At 68.4% G+C, this 17,805-nt stretch carries 12 protein-coding genes; 6 read left to right on the top strand and 6 right to left on the bottom strand.

Annotated features, from left to right (window positions below):
- Nucleotides 1-14: 14 nt before the first annotated feature.
- On the top strand, nt 15-1,091 hold the full coding sequence (locus tag HII28_RS14755) for an NADH:flavin oxidoreductase/NADH oxidase (protein ID WP_170026451.1): 1,077 nt from the start codon (nt 15-17) through the stop codon (nt 1,089-1,091).
- 47 nt (nt 1,092-1,138) lie between these two features.
- Here HII28_RS14755 and HII28_RS14750 read toward each other — a convergent pair whose 3' ends face one another.
- The 3 genes from HII28_RS14750 to HII28_RS14740 all read right to left on the bottom strand — a co-directional run bounded on the left by HII28_RS14750 (nt 1,139) and on the right by HII28_RS14740 (nt 4,373).
- Complete coding sequence (locus HII28_RS14750) at nt 1,139-1,891, bottom strand: SDR family oxidoreductase (RefSeq protein ID WP_170026450.1); 753 nt, start codon at nt 1,889-1,891, stop codon at nt 1,139-1,141.
- Between the two features lie 93 nt (nt 1,892-1,984).
- Nucleotides 1,985-3,022 carry a hemolysin family protein gene (locus tag HII28_RS14745; protein ID WP_170026448.1) on the bottom strand — a complete coding sequence of 346 codons (1,038 nt, stop codon included), beginning with the start codon at nt 3,020-3,022 and terminating at the stop codon, nt 1,985-1,987.
- Nucleotides 3,015-4,373 (bottom strand): hemolysin family protein, encoded by a 1,359-nt coding sequence (locus tag HII28_RS14740; protein ID WP_346769349.1) that lies wholly within the window; start codon nt 4,371-4,373, stop codon nt 3,015-3,017. Before HII28_RS14740 ends, HII28_RS14745 begins: the two co-directional genes overlap by 8 nt.
- A 161-nt stretch (nt 4,374-4,534) precedes the next feature.
- On the opposite strand from HII28_RS14740, the gene pepN reads away from it, so the two are divergent.
- Nucleotides 4,535-7,102: an aminopeptidase N gene (gene pepN / locus HII28_RS14735; RefSeq protein ID WP_170026446.1), complete on the top strand. Its 2,568-nt coding sequence runs from the start codon at nt 4,535-4,537 to the stop codon at nt 7,100-7,102.
- On the opposite strand, the gene HII28_RS14730 is transcribed toward pepN, so the two are convergent.
- Complete coding sequence (locus tag HII28_RS14730) at nt 7,092-8,531, bottom strand: GuaB1 family IMP dehydrogenase-related protein (protein ID WP_170026443.1); 1,440 nt, start codon at nt 8,529-8,531, stop codon at nt 7,092-7,094. The genes pepN and HII28_RS14730 overlap by 11 nt on opposite strands.
- Before the next feature lie 571 nt (nt 8,532-9,102).
- Between HII28_RS14730 and HII28_RS14725 the strand changes: the two genes are divergently transcribed.
- Nucleotides 9,103-12,993 carry a multifunctional oxoglutarate decarboxylase/oxoglutarate dehydrogenase thiamine pyrophosphate-binding subunit/dihydrolipoyllysine-residue succinyltransferase subunit gene (locus tag HII28_RS14725; protein ID WP_170026441.1) on the top strand — a complete coding sequence of 1,297 codons (3,891 nt, stop codon included), beginning with the start codon at nt 9,103-9,105 and terminating at the stop codon, nt 12,991-12,993.
- Between the two features lie 484 nt (nt 12,994-13,477).
- On the opposite strand, the gene HII28_RS14720 is transcribed toward HII28_RS14725, so the two are convergent.
- Together HII28_RS14720 and HII28_RS14715 are read right to left on the bottom strand one after the other, a co-directional pair.
- Nucleotides 13,478-13,726, bottom strand: a complete 249-nt coding sequence (locus HII28_RS14720) for a zf-HC2 domain-containing protein (protein ID WP_170026439.1) — start codon at nt 13,724-13,726, stop codon at nt 13,478-13,480.
- Nucleotides 13,723-14,436 carry a sigma-70 family RNA polymerase sigma factor gene (locus HII28_RS14715; protein ID WP_205864989.1) on the bottom strand — a complete coding sequence of 238 codons (714 nt, stop codon included), beginning with the start codon at nt 14,434-14,436 and terminating at the stop codon, nt 13,723-13,725. The genes HII28_RS14720 and HII28_RS14715 overlap by 4 nt, the downstream gene beginning before the upstream one ends.
- 222 nt (nt 14,437-14,658) lie before the next feature.
- On the opposite strand from HII28_RS14715, the gene aroA reads away from it, so the two are divergent.
- The 3 genes from aroA (at nt 14,659) to bcp (ending at nt 17,744) form a co-directional block, all read left to right on the top strand.
- The gene (gene aroA, locus HII28_RS14710; protein ID WP_170026435.1) at nt 14,659-16,044 is read left to right on the top strand and encodes a 3-phosphoshikimate 1-carboxyvinyltransferase; all 1,386 of its coding nucleotides are present in this window, start codon (nt 14,659-14,661) and stop codon (nt 16,042-16,044) included.
- Nucleotides 16,045-16,057: 13 nt separating this feature from the next.
- Nucleotides 16,058-17,113 carry a ribosome small subunit-dependent GTPase A gene (gene rsgA, locus HII28_RS14705; protein ID WP_170026433.1) on the top strand — a complete coding sequence of 352 codons (1,056 nt, stop codon included), beginning with the start codon at nt 16,058-16,060 and terminating at the stop codon, nt 17,111-17,113.
- A 139-nt stretch (nt 17,114-17,252) separates the two neighbouring features.
- Entirely contained in the window at nt 17,253-17,744 is a 492-nt protein-coding gene (gene bcp, locus HII28_RS14700; RefSeq protein ID WP_170026431.1) for a thioredoxin-dependent thiol peroxidase, read from the top strand.
- Nucleotides 17,745-17,805: the final 61 nt, after the last annotated feature.

The raw sequence follows: 17,805 nt of genomic DNA, 5'->3' as shown, positions 1-17,805 counted from the left end.
CGGGGGAAACGTCCATGTCCGAGCTCTTCGACCCGATCCAGATCCGCGGAACCCGTCTGCGCAACCGCATCTTCACCGCCCCGATGTGCCAGTACTCGGTGATGGCACGCGACGGCGTCCCCACGTCGTGGCACCTCGTGCACCTGGGATCCATCGCGGCCGGCGGCAGCTCGTTGGTCGTAGCCGAGGCGACGGCCGTCTCGGCGGAGGGCCGCATCTCCGACCGCGACACGGGCCTGTGGAACGACGAGCAGGCCGATGCCTGGCGTCCGATCGCGGCGTACGTCGCCTCGCAGGGTGCGGTGCCGGGCATCCAGCTGGCGCACGCCGGCCGCAAGGCGTCGACGTGGGCTCCGTGGGGCGAGGAGGGCCGGCACGGATCCATCCCCGAAGAGCACGGCGGCTGGCCCACTGTCGCGCCGTCGTCGATCGCCTTCGACGGCTTCGCCGTACCGACGGAGCTCGACGCCGACGGGCTCGAGGCGATCGTGTCGGACTTCGCGGATGCCGCTGCCCGCGCCGTCCGCGCCGGCTTCGGCATGGTGGAACTCCACGCCGCGCACGGCTACCTGTTGCACGAGTTCCTCTCCCCCGCCAGCAACCGGCGCACGGATGCCTATGGCGGGAGTCTCGAGAACAGGGCTCGTCTGCTGCTGAGGGTCGTCTCATCCGTTCGGGCGGTCATCGGCGAGCTGCCGCTCTTCGTGCGATTCTCGGCGAGCGACTGGGCGCCGACCGGGTGGGACGTCGATGCCTGCGCCACCGTCGCCGGCTGGTGCGCGGACGCCGGTGCCGACTTCTTCGACATCTCGTCGGGCGGCAACGTGCAGGCCGACATCCCGATCGGTCCCGGCTACCAGGTGCCGTTCGCCGAGCGGGTCAAGCATTCGACGGGTCTGCCCGTGTCTGCGGTGGGCATCATCACGGAGCCGTCCCAGGCGGCCGAAATCGTGCGATCAGGGCGAGCAGATGCCGTCTCCCTCGCCCGCGAGCTGCTGCGCGACCCGCACTTCCCGCTTCGGGCGGCGCACGAGCTCGGCGTCGACCTCGCCTACTGGCCGCCGCAGTACCTTCGGGCGCGCTGGCGCTGAGCGCGGCGGCCTCGGCTCGGCCGGCGAGCGCGAGACGACACAACGCGTCAGTGCGTGGAAAAGCCGCCGTCGCTCTTGATGAGCTGGCCGGTGATCCAGCTCCCCTGCTCCGACAGCAGGAACCTCACCAGCTCGGCCGCGTCGTGCGGTGTGCCGAGCCTCCCTGTCGGCTGCATGGCGGTCAGCGCGACGCGGGTCTGGTCGTCCATCCAGCCGGTGTCGATGGGGCCCGGGTTCACGAGGTTCGCCGTGATGCCGAGGTGACCGAGCTCCCCTGCCGCCGCGATGACGATCCTGTCGAGAGCGCCCTTGCTGGCGCCGTACGGCATGTTGTGCACGATGTGGTCGCTCGTCAGCGCGACGATACGGCCAGAGGCGCGCTCCAACCGTGCGAACTCGCGGATGAGCAGCCACGCGGCACGCACGTTGACGGCGAAGTGCTTGTCGAAGCTCTCCACGGTCGTGTCCAGGATCGAGGAGTCTGCACCATGCGCGTGGGACAGCACGAGGGCGTCGAGTCCGCCCAACTTCGCAGCAGCCTCGCGCACGACCCGTGCCGGCACCTCGGGATCGGAGAGATCCGCGTCCATCAGGTGCACGTGGGCTCCTGCAGCCGTGAGGTCGTCGACGAGCTCCGCGACGTCGCCGCTGCCGCCGCCGTAGCCCGCCGTGTCGTCGTACCTCCTCCAGGTGGTCAACGCGAGATCCCAGCCATCGGCCGCGAGGTCTCGTGCGATGCCATGGGCGATGCTCGACGCCCGTCCGGCACCGGTCAGAAGGACAGAACTGCGTGAGGTCATCACGTCAGTCTGCTGCATTCGGTACCTCGGCCCGGCAGTCCGAACTCATCCGTGTCGACGTCGCGGCGTCGGCTCAGCATCACCGTCTGGGCGTCACTGCCGCCGGGTCGCGTCCTGCACCTCGCCGACGAGTTCCTCGATGATGTCCTCGAGGAACACGACGCCCATCGTCTCACCGTCAGGGGCGACGCTGCGGCCGACGTGTCCGCCAGAGCGACGCATGATGGCGAGCGCGTCCTCGATGTCGGCGTCGGGCTCCAGCACGGTGAGCCGCCGGAATCGCTCCGGCGGGATGGGGGCGGTGTAGCCGTCCTGCTCGAGGTCGAGCACGTCCTTGAGGTGGATGTATCCCACCGGCTCGTCGGCGGCATCCACGATGACGTAGCGCGAGAAGCCGTGCTTGGCGACCGCGCGTTCCAGGTCGGCGGGCGTCGCGGTCTCGGGGAGGCAGACGAGCGTCTGCAGGCCGAGCGCGACATCGCGCACCTTCTTGGCAGAGAACTCGAACGCGTTGCTGAGCGTGCCGGTGCGGTCGGTGAGCACGCCCTCGCGCGTCGACTGGTCGACGATGGTGGCCACCTCGTCGAGCGTGAACGTGCTGACCGCTTCGTTCACGGGCTTCACCCCGAAGATCCGCACGATGCCGTTGGAGGTGCTGTTGAGCGCCACCACGATGGGCCGCAGCACTCTGGCGACGCCGACCAGCGGAGGGGCGAGGACGATGGCCGCCCTGTCCGGCACGGAGAACGACAGGTTCTTCGGCACCATTTCACCGAACACGACGTGCAGGAACGTGACGAGCACGAGGGCGATCACGAAGGCAATGCCGCCGATCCAGGCGTCAGAGAGCCCGGTGAGCTTCAGCGGCGCCTCGAGCGCGTGGTGGATCGCCGGTTCCGACACGTTAAGGATCAGCAGTGAGCACACCGTGATGCCGAGCTGTGTGGTCGCCAGCATGAGCGTGGCGTGCTCCATGGCCCAGAGGGCTGTTCGCGCGGCTCGGCTGCCCTGTTCGGCTCTCGGCTCGATCTGCGAGCGCCTGGCGGACATGACGGCGAACTCGGCGCCGACGAAGAACGCATTGCCCGCCAGCAGGATGACGAGCAGCAGGATCCCGACCCAATCAGCCATGGTCGCGCTCCCGTCCAGAGTGGTCGGCGTCCGCATCGTCGGCACGGCGCGACTCGCGGTCCGGATCGGGCGTGAAGCGGAGCGCGTCGACGCGGCGGCCGTCGAGGCGCTCGACGCGCAGCGCGCCGCCGTCGACGTGCACCTCGTCGCCCACAACGGGCAGCCTGTCCAGCTCGTTCATCACGTAGCCGGCGACGGTCTCGTACGGTCCGTCGTCCGGAATGCGGATGCCGGTGCGGTCCTCGAGCTCGTCGGGACGCAGCATGCCGGAGATCGTGACGGATCCGACGCCGCGCACGATGTCCGCCTTCGTGCGGTCGTGCTCGTCGGCCACCTCGCCGACGAGCTCCTCGACGAGATCCTCCAGCGTGGCGACGCCGGCGGTCCCGCCGTATTCGTCGACGACGATCGCCAGCTGGTAGCCCTTGCCGCGCAGCTCGCCGAGCAGGGTGTCGAGGGTCATCGTCTCCGGCACTCGCACGGCATCCGTCTGTAGAGCGGATGCCGGCACAAGGGCTCTGCGCTCGATCGGCACCGCGACGGCCTGCTTCACGTGCACGACGCCGACGATGTCGTCGATGTCGTCGTCGATCACGGGGAAGCGCGAGAATCCGGTCTGTCTGGCGAGCGCCAAGATCTCCGTCGCCGGATCCGACCGATGCACGCTCGCGACGCGCGGCCTGGGCGTCATGACATCGGATGCCGTGTGCTCCGAGAACCGGAGCGTGCGGCCGAGGAGCGTGGCGGTGTCCGATTCGAGCACGCCGGCCTTCGCCGACCGACGGACCAAGGATGCCAGTTCCTCGGCACTGCGCGCCCCGGAGAGCTCCTCTTTCGGCTCGACGCCGAACATGCGCAGCACGCCGTTAGCGCTCGCGTTCAGCACGAACACGGCCGGACGGAACACCGCGGTGAACGCGGTCTGGAACGGGATCACGATCTTGGCGGTGGCGCGCGGGAGCGCGAGCGCGAAGCCCTTCGGCACGAGTTCGCCGAGGATCATCGACAACAGAGTCGCGATGACGATTCCGACGACCGTGCCGATCGGCGGCACGGCCGCGGCCGGAATGCCGATGTCGACGAGCGGGCCGGCCAGGAGGGACGAGATGGACGGCTCCATCAGGTAGCCGGTGAGCAGAGTCGTCAGCGTGATGCCGAGCTGCGCACTCGAGAGGTGCGTCGAGGTGATCTTGAGCGCGGCGATCGTCATGCCGAGCCGAGTCTCGCCGCGGTCGCGGCGAGACTCGAGATCCGCTCGGTCGAGGTTGACGAGCGCGAACTCGCTGGCGACGAAGAATCCCGTTCCGACGGTGAGCACGACGCCCGCGGCGAGCATGAGCCATTCGGACACGGGCGTCACCGGATCCCGTTCGGCCGGACGCGCCGTAACACGGGATGGCGCGGGGAACGCTGGCGCAGAGAACTGGGCGAACTGGCTGAAGGAGGGTCGTCCATTTGCTTCGCGAGTATACCGGCGAGGCGTTCCGAACCGCCCGTGAAACGATGGGGATCATGAGCTCCGCCAACCTGTCCCGTGCCGAGACCGCCGCCCGCTCGCGTGCGTTCGCCGTGCGTTCGTACCGCGTCGAGCTCGACCTCACCGCAGCACCGAATCCTTCCGTGACCGGCTTCACCACGACGACGACAGTGGAGTTCGACAGGACCGCGGAATCTTCGAACACACCGCGATCCCGGCACACGGAGCCCCGGAGCCCGGCCGAGCCCCCGAACGCCGCGCGGGGCACGACCTGGCTCGACTTCATCGGCGAGTCGGTGGAGGCGGTGCTGGTCAACGGACGTCGCATCCCCGTGCACTACGACGGCGCGCGCATCCTGCTGGACGGCCTGACCGAGCAGAACACCGTCACTGTCGTGGCGACGGCGGCGTACAGCCACTCCGGCGAGGGCATGCACCGATTCGTGGACCCGGTCGACGGCGAGACCTACCTCTACACGCAGTACGAGCCGGCTGATGCCCGTCGCGTGTTCGCCTGCTTCGAGCAGCCCGATCTGAAGGCGCCCTTCGTGTTCACGGTGCACGCGCCGGAAGGCTGGACGGTGCTCTCCAACCGGGATGCGATCGCGACGGAGACCGCCGACGGCGTCCAGAGGGTCACGTTCGGTCCGACCTTGCCGATCTCCACCTACATCACGGCCGTGATCGCCGGCCCGTACCACCGGGTGGAGGGCGGATGGCGCGGCGACGGTCTCGACGTGGCCCTCGGCGTCTACTGCCGTGCGTCTCTCGCCGAACACCTGGATGCGGACGAGATCCTGGAGGTGACGCAGCAGGGCTTGGACTTCTACGCCGAGCACTTCGGGTATCCCTACCCGTGGGGCAAGTACGACCAGGTCTTCGTGCCCGAGTACAACCTTGGCGCGATGGAGAACCCGGGATGCGTCACCTTCACGGAGCGGTACGTCTTCCGCGGAGCTGCGACCAGGGCGCAGCACGAGGGCCGAGCGACGACGATCCTGCACGAGATGGCGCACATGTGGTTCGGCGACCTCGTGACGATGCGCTGGTGGGACGACCTCTGGCTGAAGGAATCCTTCGCGGACTTCATGGGCACGCTCGCAACGGCTGAGGCCACGGTGTTCACGGATGCCTGGGTGGCGTTCGCGAACCGGCGCAAGGCGTGGGCGTACCAGCAGGATCAGCTGCCGACGACGCATCCGATCGTGGCGGACATCGTGGACCTCGAGGCCGCGAAACTGAACTTCGACGGCATCACCTACGCCAAGGGCGCCGCTGTTCTGAAGCAGCTGGTGGCGTATGTCGGCATGGATGCGTTCTTCGAGGGCTCCCGCCGGTACTTCCGCGCCCATGCCTTCGGGAACACCGCCTTGACGGATCTGCTCAGGGCGCTCGAGCAGACGTCCGGTCGCGATCTCGGCGCCTGGTCGAAAGCCTGGCTGGAGACGACGGGGATGACGACGCTCGAGCTCGAACGCGGCGAGCCGGGTCTTCGGCTCGTCCCGTCGGACGACCGCCCGCACCGGCTCGCCGTCGGCTGGTACGACGCCGACCCGTCCGGCGCGATTGTGCGTGTCCGCCGGGACGACCTCGACCTGGCCGGCGAGCCCGTTGAGCTGACCGGCAGCGCCGACCTCGTTCTGGTGAACGACGACGACCTCACGTTCGCGAAGGTCCGACTCGACGACGAGTCGCTCCAGACGGTGCGCAGCTCCCTGAGCCGCGTGGCCGATCCGCTCGCCAGGGGCCTCCTGTGGTCCGCGCTCTGGAACGCCACCAGGGACGGCGTGCTCCCTGGCGGCGTCTATCTCGAGATCGTCGGAGCGCACGCTGCGGCCGAGTCCGACGTTGCGCTGCTGACCGCGGTGCTGGGCAATGCGCTGTTCACCGTGCAGCACTATGTGCCGGACGACGAGCGCCTGGCACGCGCATCCGCATGGCTGGAGACGGCATGGTCCAACCTGCTCGCCGCCGCACCGGGCAGCGACGGCCAGTTGGCATGGGCGCGAGCGACGGCGGATGCCGCTGCCTACGACGGCGAGCACGCCGACGACATCCGGGGCATGCTGCTCGGCGCGACGGCCGCACCGGAGGGCCTCCCGTTGGATCCGGATCTGCGCTGGTCCTTCTGGACGGCCGTCTCGGCCACCGGAAACGCGACCGAGGCTGAACTGCGCGGCGAAGGGGAACGCGACGACACGGCATCCGGACGCACGGCGCTCATCGGCGCCCTCGCGGCACGTCCCGACAGGGATGTGAAGGATGCGGCCTGGCGTTCCGCTCTCGACGACCTCACCCTCAGCAACGACCACCTCGACGCCACGATCGCGGGATTCCGCGCAGGCGCCGCACGAGATCTGACCGTCGCACACGATCCCGAGTACTTCGCGTCGCTGACCGACGTGTGGACGACGCGGAGCATCGAGTTGGCCGAGCGCATCGTGGTCGGCCTGTTTCCGAAATCCGAGTCGACGGACGCCGTCGACGCCTGGATCGCCGACAACGCAGACGCACCGGCGGCCCTGCGGCGCCTCGTGCTCGAGCGTCGCGACGACCTGGCGCGCGATCTGCTGGTGCGCGCCGCCAACGCCGCTACCAGCTGACCGGGAGCGCCTTGCCCTCCTCGTAGCCGGCGGCGGACTGGATGCCGACAAGTGCCCGGTCGTGGAATTCCTTGAGCGAGCGCGCCCCCGCGTACGTGAACGAGCTGCGAAGGCCGGTCGTGATCATGTCCAGCAGATCCTCGACGGATGGCCGCAGCGGGTCGAGGTAGATGCGCGAGCTGGAGATGCCCTCGGCGAAGAGCTCCTTGCGGGCGCGCTCGTACGGGTCGAGCCGCTCGAACCGCTGCTGAACGGCCTTCGTCGACGCCATGCCCCAGCTCTCCTTGTAGAGTCCGCCGGCCTCGTCGCTCTGCAGGCGTCCGGGTGCTTCAACGGTTCCGGCGAACCAGGAGCCGATCATCACGGATGCGCCACCCGCGGCGAGCGCGAGCGCCACGTCGCGTGGATACCGCACCCCGCCATCCGCCCACACGTGCGCACCGAGCTCCCGTGCGGTCGCGCTCGTCTCGAGGACAGCCGAGAACTGCGGGCGTCCGACCGCCGTCATCATGCGCGTCGTGCACATGGCGCCCGGCCCGACCCCGACCTTGAGGATGTCGGCCCCCGCGGCCACCAGATCGCGCACGGCCTGCTCCGTCACGACGTTGCCCGCCACGAGCGGCACGCCGAGGCGGAGGCCGGCGACGGCGTGGATCGCCCGACGCATGCCGTCCTGGTCGCCGTGCGCCGTGTCGAGCACGAGCACGTCCACGCCGGAAGCGACGAGTGCGCGGGCACGCCCCTCGACGTCCCCGTTGATGCCGATGGCGGCGGCGACGCGGAGCCGGCCGTTCGCATCGAGTGCCGGCCGGTAGATGGTGGAGCGCAGGGCGCTGGTGCGGCCGACGGTGCCGATGACCCGACCGTGGTCGAGCACGGGTGCGAAGTCGAGGTCCGCAGCGGCCAGCAGGTCGAAGGCCGCGCGGGCATCCGGCACGTCTTCGGCGTCGATGGACGCGAGCGAGCCGTGCAGCAGCTCGCCGAGGCGGGCGTCGGGCAGCGCCGCCGCGAGGTCGAGCGCGGCGAGGCATCCGATGTAGGTGTCGTTCGCGTCGTGCAGCACGATGCCGTGACCGATCAGCGGCGGCACGATCTGGAGCGCGTCTGCGACGGTCTGGTCTGGGCTCATCACGAACGGCGAATCGAAGACCACCGGCTGCGCCTTGACCCAGTCGATCGCTGCCTCGAGGTCCTGCGGATGCATGTCCTGCGGCAGCACTCCCAGTCCGCCGCGGCGAGCGAGGGTGGCGGCCAGGCGTGGGCCCGTCACCGAGTTCATGTTCGCTGACACGATCGGGATCGTGGCTCCGGTGCCGTCCTGCGGTGCCAGCGACACGTCGAGGCGGCTCGTCACGTTCGACCTGCTGGGCACCAGGAACACATCCGAATAGGTCAGGTCATGCGTCGGCGCTGTGCCATAGAACTGCATGTTCCCCACGTTAGAGGCGATTGAGGCGAGAGTCATCCGAGCTCGCTCGGATGGCCGAGCCGATTGAGCCTCTGAGTCGCGCAGCGCGATAGAGGCGATTGAGGCGAGAGTCATCCGAGCTCGCTCGGATGGCCGAGCCGATTGAGCCTCTGAGTCGCGCAGCGCGATAGAGGCGATTGAGGCGAGAGTCATCCGAGCTCGCTCGGATGACCGAGCCGATTGAGCCTCTGAGCCGCGCAGCGCGATAGAACGGTGAGAGTCACCCGACCGTGCCCGGAGGCTGCGCCGAACGCCGTCGCGCACCCGTGCACATCGGCCACGACATCGTGACCGTACCGTGACTCGTCTCGACCTGCTCCCGGATGCCCGCGAACCGTCGTCCCTGTCCGCGGCGAACGACGGTCGACGTCGTCGTGCCCCGATGTCGGGATGCCATCCGTGCCGCGTCTGACAACGGGCTTCAGACGATTCGATTAGGCTTGATGACTGGCCGGAACGGCCCGTCACCTGTGCCCTCAGTGACCCTGTCCCGGCGGAGATGCCAATCAACGAAGAGAGTGGGCGAACGGCTGTGTCGAGCCAGTTGACCGGGGTAGGAACAGACGAGGGAGCGTCGGGAGAGTTCGGAGCCAATGAGTGGCTCGTCGACGAACTCTACGAGCAGTACATCGTTGACAAGAATTCGGTCGACAGGTCGTGGTGGCCCATCTTGGAGGCCTACACGCCTGGCAAGGCGGAGGCAGCCAACAGACCTTCCCCCGATGCGGCGCCGTCCGGTCAGGCTCAGCCTGCAGCGGCTGCCCCCGAGGCGTCCGCTCCGGCCGCGACACCGGCCGTGATCCCTCCCGCACCGGCGGCTCAGCCGTCCGCTGCTGCGCCCAGCGCGCCCGCGGTCGCAGCTCCCGCGCCGGCAGCGCCCGTTCCGCCGGCACCGGCGACGTCCCCTGTCCAGGCGGACACCGCGTCCGCCACCCAGCCCGTCGCTCGCACGACCTCCATCGCGCCGCGCCCCGCGCCGGTCCCCGCTGACGCACCGGTCACCTCTCCGCAGTCCGTCGTGCACGCCGAAGACGAGGGCGAGGAGGAGCGCCAGCCCGTCGCCACCCCGCTGCGCGGCATGGCCAAGACGCTCGCCAGCAACATGGACGTCAGCCTCACTGTGCCGACGGCCACCAGCGTGCGCACCATCCCGGCGAAGCTGATGATCGACAACCGCATCGTCATCAACAACCACATGGCCCGCACCCGAGGCGGCAAGGTGAGCTTCACGCACCTCATCGGGTGGGCGCTGATCCAGGCGCTCAAGGAGTTCCCGAGCCAGAACGTCTACTACGACGTGGTCGACGGCAAGCCGTCGGTGATCGCCCCTGCGCACATCGGCCTCGGCATCGCGATCGACATCCCGAAGCCGGACGGATCCCGCGCCCTCCTCGTTCCCGCCATCAAGCGCGCCGAGTCGCTCACCTTCGGCGAGTACCTGGCGGCCTACGAAGACCTGGTGAAGCGCGCCCGTGGCAACAAGCTCACCGCGGATGACTTCAGCGGCGCGAGCATCTCCCTCACGAACCCGGGCGGCATCGGAACCGTGCACTCGGTGCCCCGTCTCATGAAGGGCCAGGGCTGCATCATCGGCGCCGGCGCCCTCGAGTACCCTGCCGAGTTCCAGGGATCCAGCCTGAAGACGCTGACCACGCTCGGCATCGGCAAGACGATCACGCTCACCAGCACGTACGACCACCGCGTCATCCAGGGTGCGGGGTCTGGCGAGTTCCTGAAGATCGTGCACGAGCTCCTCACCGGGCAGCACGACTTCTACGAAGACATCTTCGCCGCGCTGCGCATCCCGTACGACCCGATCCACTGGGCGGAGGACATCAGCGTCGACCTGGCCAGCTCCGTCGACAAGACGGCGCGCGTGCAGGAGCTCATCAACGCCTTCCGCGTCCGCGGCCACCTCATGGCCGACATCGACCCGCTCGAGTACAAGCAGCGCACGCACCCCGACCTCGAGATCGCCTCGCACGGCCTCACGTTCTGGGACCTCGACCGGCAGTTCGTGACCGGACGGTTCGGCGGCGACAAGCACACGATGCTGCTGCGCGACATCCTCGGTGTTCTGCGCGACTCGTACTGCCGCACCGTCGGCATCGAGTACATGCACATCCAGGATCCGGCCCAGCGCAAGTGGATCCAGGACCACGTCGAGGTGCCGTACGAGAAGCCGACGCACGACGAGCAGCTGCGCATCCTGCGCAAGCTGAACGAGGCCGAGGCTTTCGAGACGTTCCTGCAGACCAAGTACGTCGGCCAGAAGCGCTTCAGCCTCGAGGGAGGCGAGTCGACGATCGCACTGCTCGACGCCATCCTTCAGGAGGCTGCGCAGGAGGGTCTGGACGAGGTGGCCATCGGCATGGCGCACCGCGGCCGGCTCAACGTGCTCACGAACATCGCCGGCAAGACGTACGGCCAGATCTTCCGCGAGTTCGAGGGAACCCAGGACCCGCGCACCGTCGGCGGCTCGGGCGACGTGAAGTACCACCTCGGCACAGAGGGAACGTTCAGGGGTGCCGATGGCGAGGAGATCGCCGTCTACCTCGCGGCGAACCCGTCGCACCTCGAGGTTGTCGACGGTGTGCTCGAGGGCATCGCCCGTGCCAAGCAGGACCGTCGTCCGGCCGGCACGTTCCTCACGTTGCCGATCCTCATCCACGGCGACGCCGCCATGGCGGGTCAGGGCATCGTGGTGGAGACCATGCAGATGTCGCAGCTGCGGGCGTACCGCACGGGCGGCACCATCCACGTCAACATCAACAACCAGGTGGGATTCACCACGCCGCCGAGCGAGGCACGCACGTCCGTCTATTCGACCGACGTGGCGAAGACCATCCAGGCGCCCATCTTCCACGTGAACGGCGACGACCCGGAAGCGGTCGTGCGCGTCGCCGAACTGGCGTACAAGTTCCGTCAGGAGTTCAAGAAGGACGTCGTCATCGACCTCATCTGCTACCGCCGACGCGGGCACAACGAGGGCGACGACCCGTCGATGACGCAGCCGCTGATGTACAACCTCATCGAGGCGAAGCGTTCCGTCCGCCGCCTGTACACGGAGGCCCTGGTCGGTCGCGGCGACATCTCTGAGGAGGAGTACGAGCAGGCGCACCAGGACTTCCAGGACCGTCTGGAGCGCGCATTCGCCGAGACGCACGCCGCGCAGACCGGGTCCATCCCGGTCATCTCCGGCGACCCCGATGCGATCAACGATCTGGAACGACCGGACGCCCAACAGGATGCCGCGCGCGGCGAACTCGCGACGACCGGCGTTGGCGACCAGGTCATCCAGACCATCGGCCAGGCGTTCGACAACAAGCCGGCCGGCTTCACGGTGCACCCCAAGCTCCAGCAGTTGCTGACCAAGCGCGTCGACATGACGCGCAACGGCGGCATCGACTGGGCGATGGGCGAACTGCTGGCGCTCGGATCCGTCCTGCTCGAGGGCACGCCGGTGCGCCTCGTCGGACAGGATTCGCGCCGCGGCACGTTCGTGCAGCGCCAGGCCGTGCTGCACGACAGGGTGAACGGGCAGGAGTGGCTGCCGCTGGCGAACCTCAGCGAGAACCAGGCCAAGTTCTGGATCTACGACTCGCTGCTGAGCGAGTACGCGGCGATGGGCTTCGAGTACGGCTACTCGGTTGAACGTCCGGACGCCCTCGTCCTGTGGGAGGCGCAGTTCGGCGACTTCGCCAACGGCGCCCAGACGGTGATCGATGAGTTCATCTCGTCAGCCGAGCAGAAGTGGGGTCAGCGTTCCTCGCTGGTGCTCCTGCTGCCGCACGGCTACGAGGGCCAGGGCCCCGACCACTCGTCGGCCCGCATCGAGCGCTACCTGCAGCTGTGCGCCGAGAACAATATGACGGTGGCGCGTCCGTCGACTCCGGCGTCGTACTTCCACCTTCTGCGCCGCCAGGCCTACGCCCGGCCGCGCAAGCCGCTCGTGGTCTTCACCCCGAAGGCGATGCTGCGTCTGCGCGGCGCGACCAGCGATGTGACGGACTTCACGTCCGGCTCGTTCCAGCCCGTGCTCGACGACCCGCGCAACGTGGACAAGAACGGCGTGAAGCGCGTCCTCGTGATGGCGGGCAAGGTCTACTACGACGCCAAGGCGGAGCTGGAGAAGAACCCGAACGACCAGGTCGCCCTGGTGCGCGTCGAGCAGTTCTATCCGTTCCCGGCCGAGGAGCTTCGCTCCACGCTCGCGTCGTATCCGAACGCGGAGTTCTTCTGGCTGCAGGACGAGCCGGAGAACCAGGGCGCCTGGATCTACATGGCTCTCGAGGCGGCGAAGGCTGGCCTGCCGCCGTTCGGCGTGTTCTCGCGTGCGGCATCCGCTTCTCCAGCGACGGGATCGGCGAAGCGCCACGCCCAGGAGCAGGCGGAACTGCTGAAGCGCGCGACGGCGCTGTGACCCTGCCGGTGTAAGGAGGGCCTGCCCACAACTGGGCAGGTCCTCCGCCGTCCCAGCCGTCGTCCTCGTCCGTCGGTCCTCTGCACGTCCGTTTTCAGGACATCTGCTGAGATGTCCGCACTGACGGGAAATCTCCGGACATGTCCTGAAAACGGGCGGTGCGTGGACATCGACGGACGGATCCGCGCACGAGCAAGCCGCCCGACGTCACGCGTCTGCCGCGGACGACCGCATATCCGAGGGACGACTGCAGAGCGGGACAACCACAGAGCCGCGGGACGACCGGAGAGCAGGGACGCCCGCGGAGCCACACTGACGCAACACATTCCAAACCGGCGCGCCCGAGGCTCGGGCGGTTGAGACCATCCATTCGGACGGCCGCCGCCTGTCGGTGGGTGCACGACGAGCACGCTCAGCGGTCACCGCACCGCACAAGATGCGCCGTCGAACGCCCGGGCGTGGCGGGCGAGGACCGGAACGCGGATCAGTACGTGTGCGTGGCTTGGATGCTCCGCAGTTGTGCCAGCACCTGCACGCGCAGCTGCTCGGGAGCGGTCTCCTTGCAAGCTCGCTGCACGACTTCGGTGAGCACTATTCCGACGTGCACTTCGCTCTGGCAGTCGTCGCAGTTGGCGAGGTGCTCGCGGATGTCCGCGGCGTCGTCGGCCTGCAGTTCGTTGTGCAGGTACTCCTCGATGTCCTTCTTGGCCTTGTCGCAGCCGCAGTCGCTCATCTGGTGCTCCCGGTGTTCTGCACGGCGCTGACCTTCGGGTCGACCGTTCTCGCCGACGCGGCCGCACCTCTGTCTGGAACGGCGTCGCTGTCTCGAACGGCACTGAGGCCGCGCTCGTGCGCGTAATCCGTCAACAGCTCGCGGAGCATGCGTCTGCCACGGTGCAGACGGCTCATCACGGTGCCGATCGGCGTCTTCATGATGTCGGCGATCTCCTGGTAGGAGAAGCCCTCGACGTCGGCCAGGTACACGGCGAGACGGAAGTCCTCCGGTATGGCCTGGAGTGCGTTCTTGACGTCGGAGTCGGGGAGGTGGTCGATCGCCTCCGCCTCCGCCGAGCGCGAGCTCGACGAAGTCGTGGACGTCGCACCACCGAGCTGCCAGTCCTCCAGCTCGTCGATGGCGTTCTGGTAGGGCTCGCGCTGCTTCTTGCGGTACGTGTTGATGAAGGTGTTCGTCAGGATGCGGTACAGCCAGGCCTTCAGGTTCGTGCCCTGCTTGAACTGGGCGAACGCGGCGTATGCCTTGACGAACGTCTCCTGCACGAGATCCTGCGCGTCGGCGGGGTTGCGCGTCATGCGCAGCGCCGCCGCGTACAGCTGGTCCATGAACGGCAGCGCCTGTTCTTCGAACAGCGCGCCCAGATCCTGGCTCGATCCCTGGTCAGCTGAATTCTCGGCCGGGGTGGATCCCTCGATTGGAGTCGACATCACGCCCCAGTCTAGGACGGGCACCTTCGGGCTCTCCGAGCGACGGATGCCCGCGACGGCCTGAGCCGTGAGGCGGTGCGTCGACGAGGTGACGGGTGCGCTCAGCAGTGCCTGCGGCATCCGTGTGCTCCTCTCGGCTAAGCATCTCGACTGGGTCTCGACTCTCGCGAAGCCAAAGCCTTCCGGCCTGGGATCTCGCAAGATCGTTACTCTTGACAATCGATGCTGATCTCGAAATATTCCGCACCGGACTTCGATCCGTACGGCGACAACCGTCCGGAGGAGCCCCCGACGCTCTGGGCCGCTCCGACGGCCGACGCGCCCCTGCGCGCCACCCTTTCGCTTCCGGGTTCGAAGTCGATCACCAACCGCGAGCTCGTTCTCGCCGCGCTGGCGGATGCCCCGTCCCTGCTGCGAGCACCCCTGCACTCCAAGGACAGTGCGAACATGGTCAGCGCCCTGCGCGCCCTCGGCGCTCGGATCGAGGACCGCGAGGGGTCAGGCGGATTCGGATCCGACTGGCTCATCACACCCGGCGAGATCACCGGGAGCACGACGATCGATTGCGGCCAAGCCGGAACGGTGATGCGGTTCGTGCCACCTGTCGCAGCCCTCGGACTCGGCCCGACCGTCTTCGACGCAGAGGATTCCGCGCGCGGTCGACCGATGGGCGGCATCGTGACGGCGTTGAGGGCGCTCGGCGTCGACATCGACGATTCGGGCCGCGGCGGCTTGCCCTTCACCGTGCACGGCACGGGCGTCGTGACCGGCGGAACCATCGAGATCGACGCTTCGGCGTCCAGCCAATTCGTTTCGGCCCTCTTGCTCTCGGCTGCGCGATTCAAGAACGGCCTGCACCTGAAGCACGTCGGCGAGCGACTGCCCAGCCTCCCGCACATCGAGATGACGATCGACGCCCTGCGCCGCCGCGGTGTCGACGTGGAGAGCCCGTCCGTCGGCGAGTGGATCGTCGTGCCAGGCGCCATCGGAGGTCGCGACGTCGACATCGAGCCCGACCTCTCCAATGCGGCACCGTTCCTCGCTGCAGCGCTCGTGACCGGCGGCACGGTCACCATCACGGGATGGCCGGATGCCACGACCCAGGTCGGCGCCCACCTCGCCGACATCCTTCCCGCGTTCGGCGCGAGGGTGGAGCGCTCTGACGGTTCGCTCACCGTGCTCGGTGGCGACGGCATCCGCGGTGTGGAGCTGGACCTCTCGGCCGGCGGCGAGCTCGCGCCGACCGTGACGGCACTGGCTGCCCTGGCGGATTCGCCCAGCACCATCACCGGCATCGGTCACATCCGGCACCACGAGACGGATCGCCTGGCGGCGCTGGCCGCGGAGATCAACGGCCTCGGCGGCCAGGTCGAAGAGCTCGAGGATGGCCTGCGCGTGACGCCAAGGCCGCTGCACGGCGGCGTCTGGCGCAGCTATGACGACCATCGGATGTCGACCAGCGGCGCCCTCATCGGCCTCGCCGTACCGGGCGTCGAGATCCACGGCGTGGAGGCGACGCACAAGACGCTCCCGCAGTTCACCGCCCTGTGGCGCGACCTCGTCGCGTCATCCGGATCCGCCCCCTCCGTCGACGGGATCGCCGGGTGAGGACCGCCGTCGCGTGAGCTGGTGGGACACCGACGACGAGGAGGACACGCCGTACGACGAGTACGACGAGACGTCGGTGCGCGTGCGCCCGAATCCCAAGGGGAACCGTCCACGCACGAAGACGAGGCCGGAGCACGAGGACGCCGTCGTCGCTCGCGTGCTCGGCGTGGACCGCGGCCGCTACACGGTGCTCATCGACGAGGACACCGCTGACGAGCACGAGGCGATCGCATCGCGCGCCAGCGAGCTGCGGAAGCAGGCCGTCGTGACCGGTGATCGCGTCGATCTCGTCGGCGACGTCAGCGGCGATGAGGGCACGCTGTCGCGCATCGTCCGCATCAGGGAGCGCAGCACTCTGCTGCGCCGCAGCGCCGACGACACGGATGCGGTGGAGCGCATCATCGTCGCCAACGCCGACCAGATGCTCATCGTGGTCTCTGCGGCCAATCCGGAGCCGCGCACGCGCCTCGTCGACCGCTACCTCGTCGCGGCCTACGATGCGAGAATCGCTCCCCTGCTCTGCGTGACGAAGACCGACCTCGCCGATCCAGCACCCTTCCTGGAGAACTTCGCCGGACTCGACCTGCCGGTCTTCCTCTCGACCACCGGTGGGACAGTCGAGGGGATCCCGCTCGACGAGCTGTACCGCGCTCTCGCCGGACACGACACGGTCGCCGTCGGCCATTCCGGCGTCGGCAAGTCGACGCTGGTCAACGCCTTGGTTCCCGGAGCGGATCGGGCGACGGGTCACGTCAACGAGGTGACCGGCCGCGGTCGGCACACCTCATCGTCGACAGTCTCGCTCCGGCTCCGCTCCCCCTTCGGCGACGGATGGATCATCGACACCCCTGGCGTCCGTTCTTTCGGACTCGGTCACGTGGATCGGGCCAACATCCTGCGTTCCTTCACGGATCTCGCCGCGATCGCCGAGAACTGCCCGCGCGGATGCACGCACCTGCCCGACGCTCCCGACTGCGCCATCATCGACGCCGTGGAAGCCGGCGAACTCGGAGAGCGCGGCCCTGCCCGCCTCGACTCCTTGCAGCGTCTTCTCGCCACCTTCTCCTGACCGGACGGCGCGTAGCATCCGCCACAGCCGTCCAGCGCCTGCGCCGCACCAAGACTCTCGTTCGCTGCCGCGTTTCGCGTGACGAACGGCATCACAGGACAGCGGAAGGGATCCGGCGGCGACCGATTACCGTTGAGACATGAGCGACACGTCTGCGACCCCGTCCCGCCTCGCCGAGGGCGACACCGCCCCCTACTTCACCCTCCTGGATCAGGACGGCAACGAGGTCTCGCTGCACGACTTCGCGGGACAGAACGTCGTCGTCTACTTCTACCCGGCGGCCATGACCCCCGGGTGCACGAAGGAGGCGTGCGATTTCCGCGACAACATCAACTCGCTCGCCTCAGCCGGATACCAGGTGCTCGGAATCTCCAAGGACGCGCCGGCCACTCTGGCGAAGTTCCGTGACAGGGACCACCTGAACTTCCCGCTGCTCTCCGACAGCGACCTGACGGTGCACAAGCTCTACGGCGCGTACGGCGAGAAGTCGCTGTACGGAAAAGTCGTCACTGGTGTGCTCCGCTCGACGTTCGTCGTGGACGGGAGTGGGAGCATCCGTCTCGCGCTGCACAACGTTCGCGCCACTGGGCACGTCGCCTCGCTTCGGAAGAAGCTCGGTCTCGCCGCCTGAGCGCCCTCCGCTGCCGAGCGCCTGGGCCCGAATCAGTCCTGCATCGACCGCCGGATCGCCG

Source organism: Planctomonas sp. JC2975 (assembly GCF_012985205.1).
Classification (GTDB): domain Bacteria; phylum Actinomycetota; class Actinomycetes; order Actinomycetales; family Microbacteriaceae; genus Humibacter.
The sequence above is the reverse complement of the archived record's forward strand: the minus strand, read 5'-3'. Positions and strand labels throughout refer to the sequence as shown.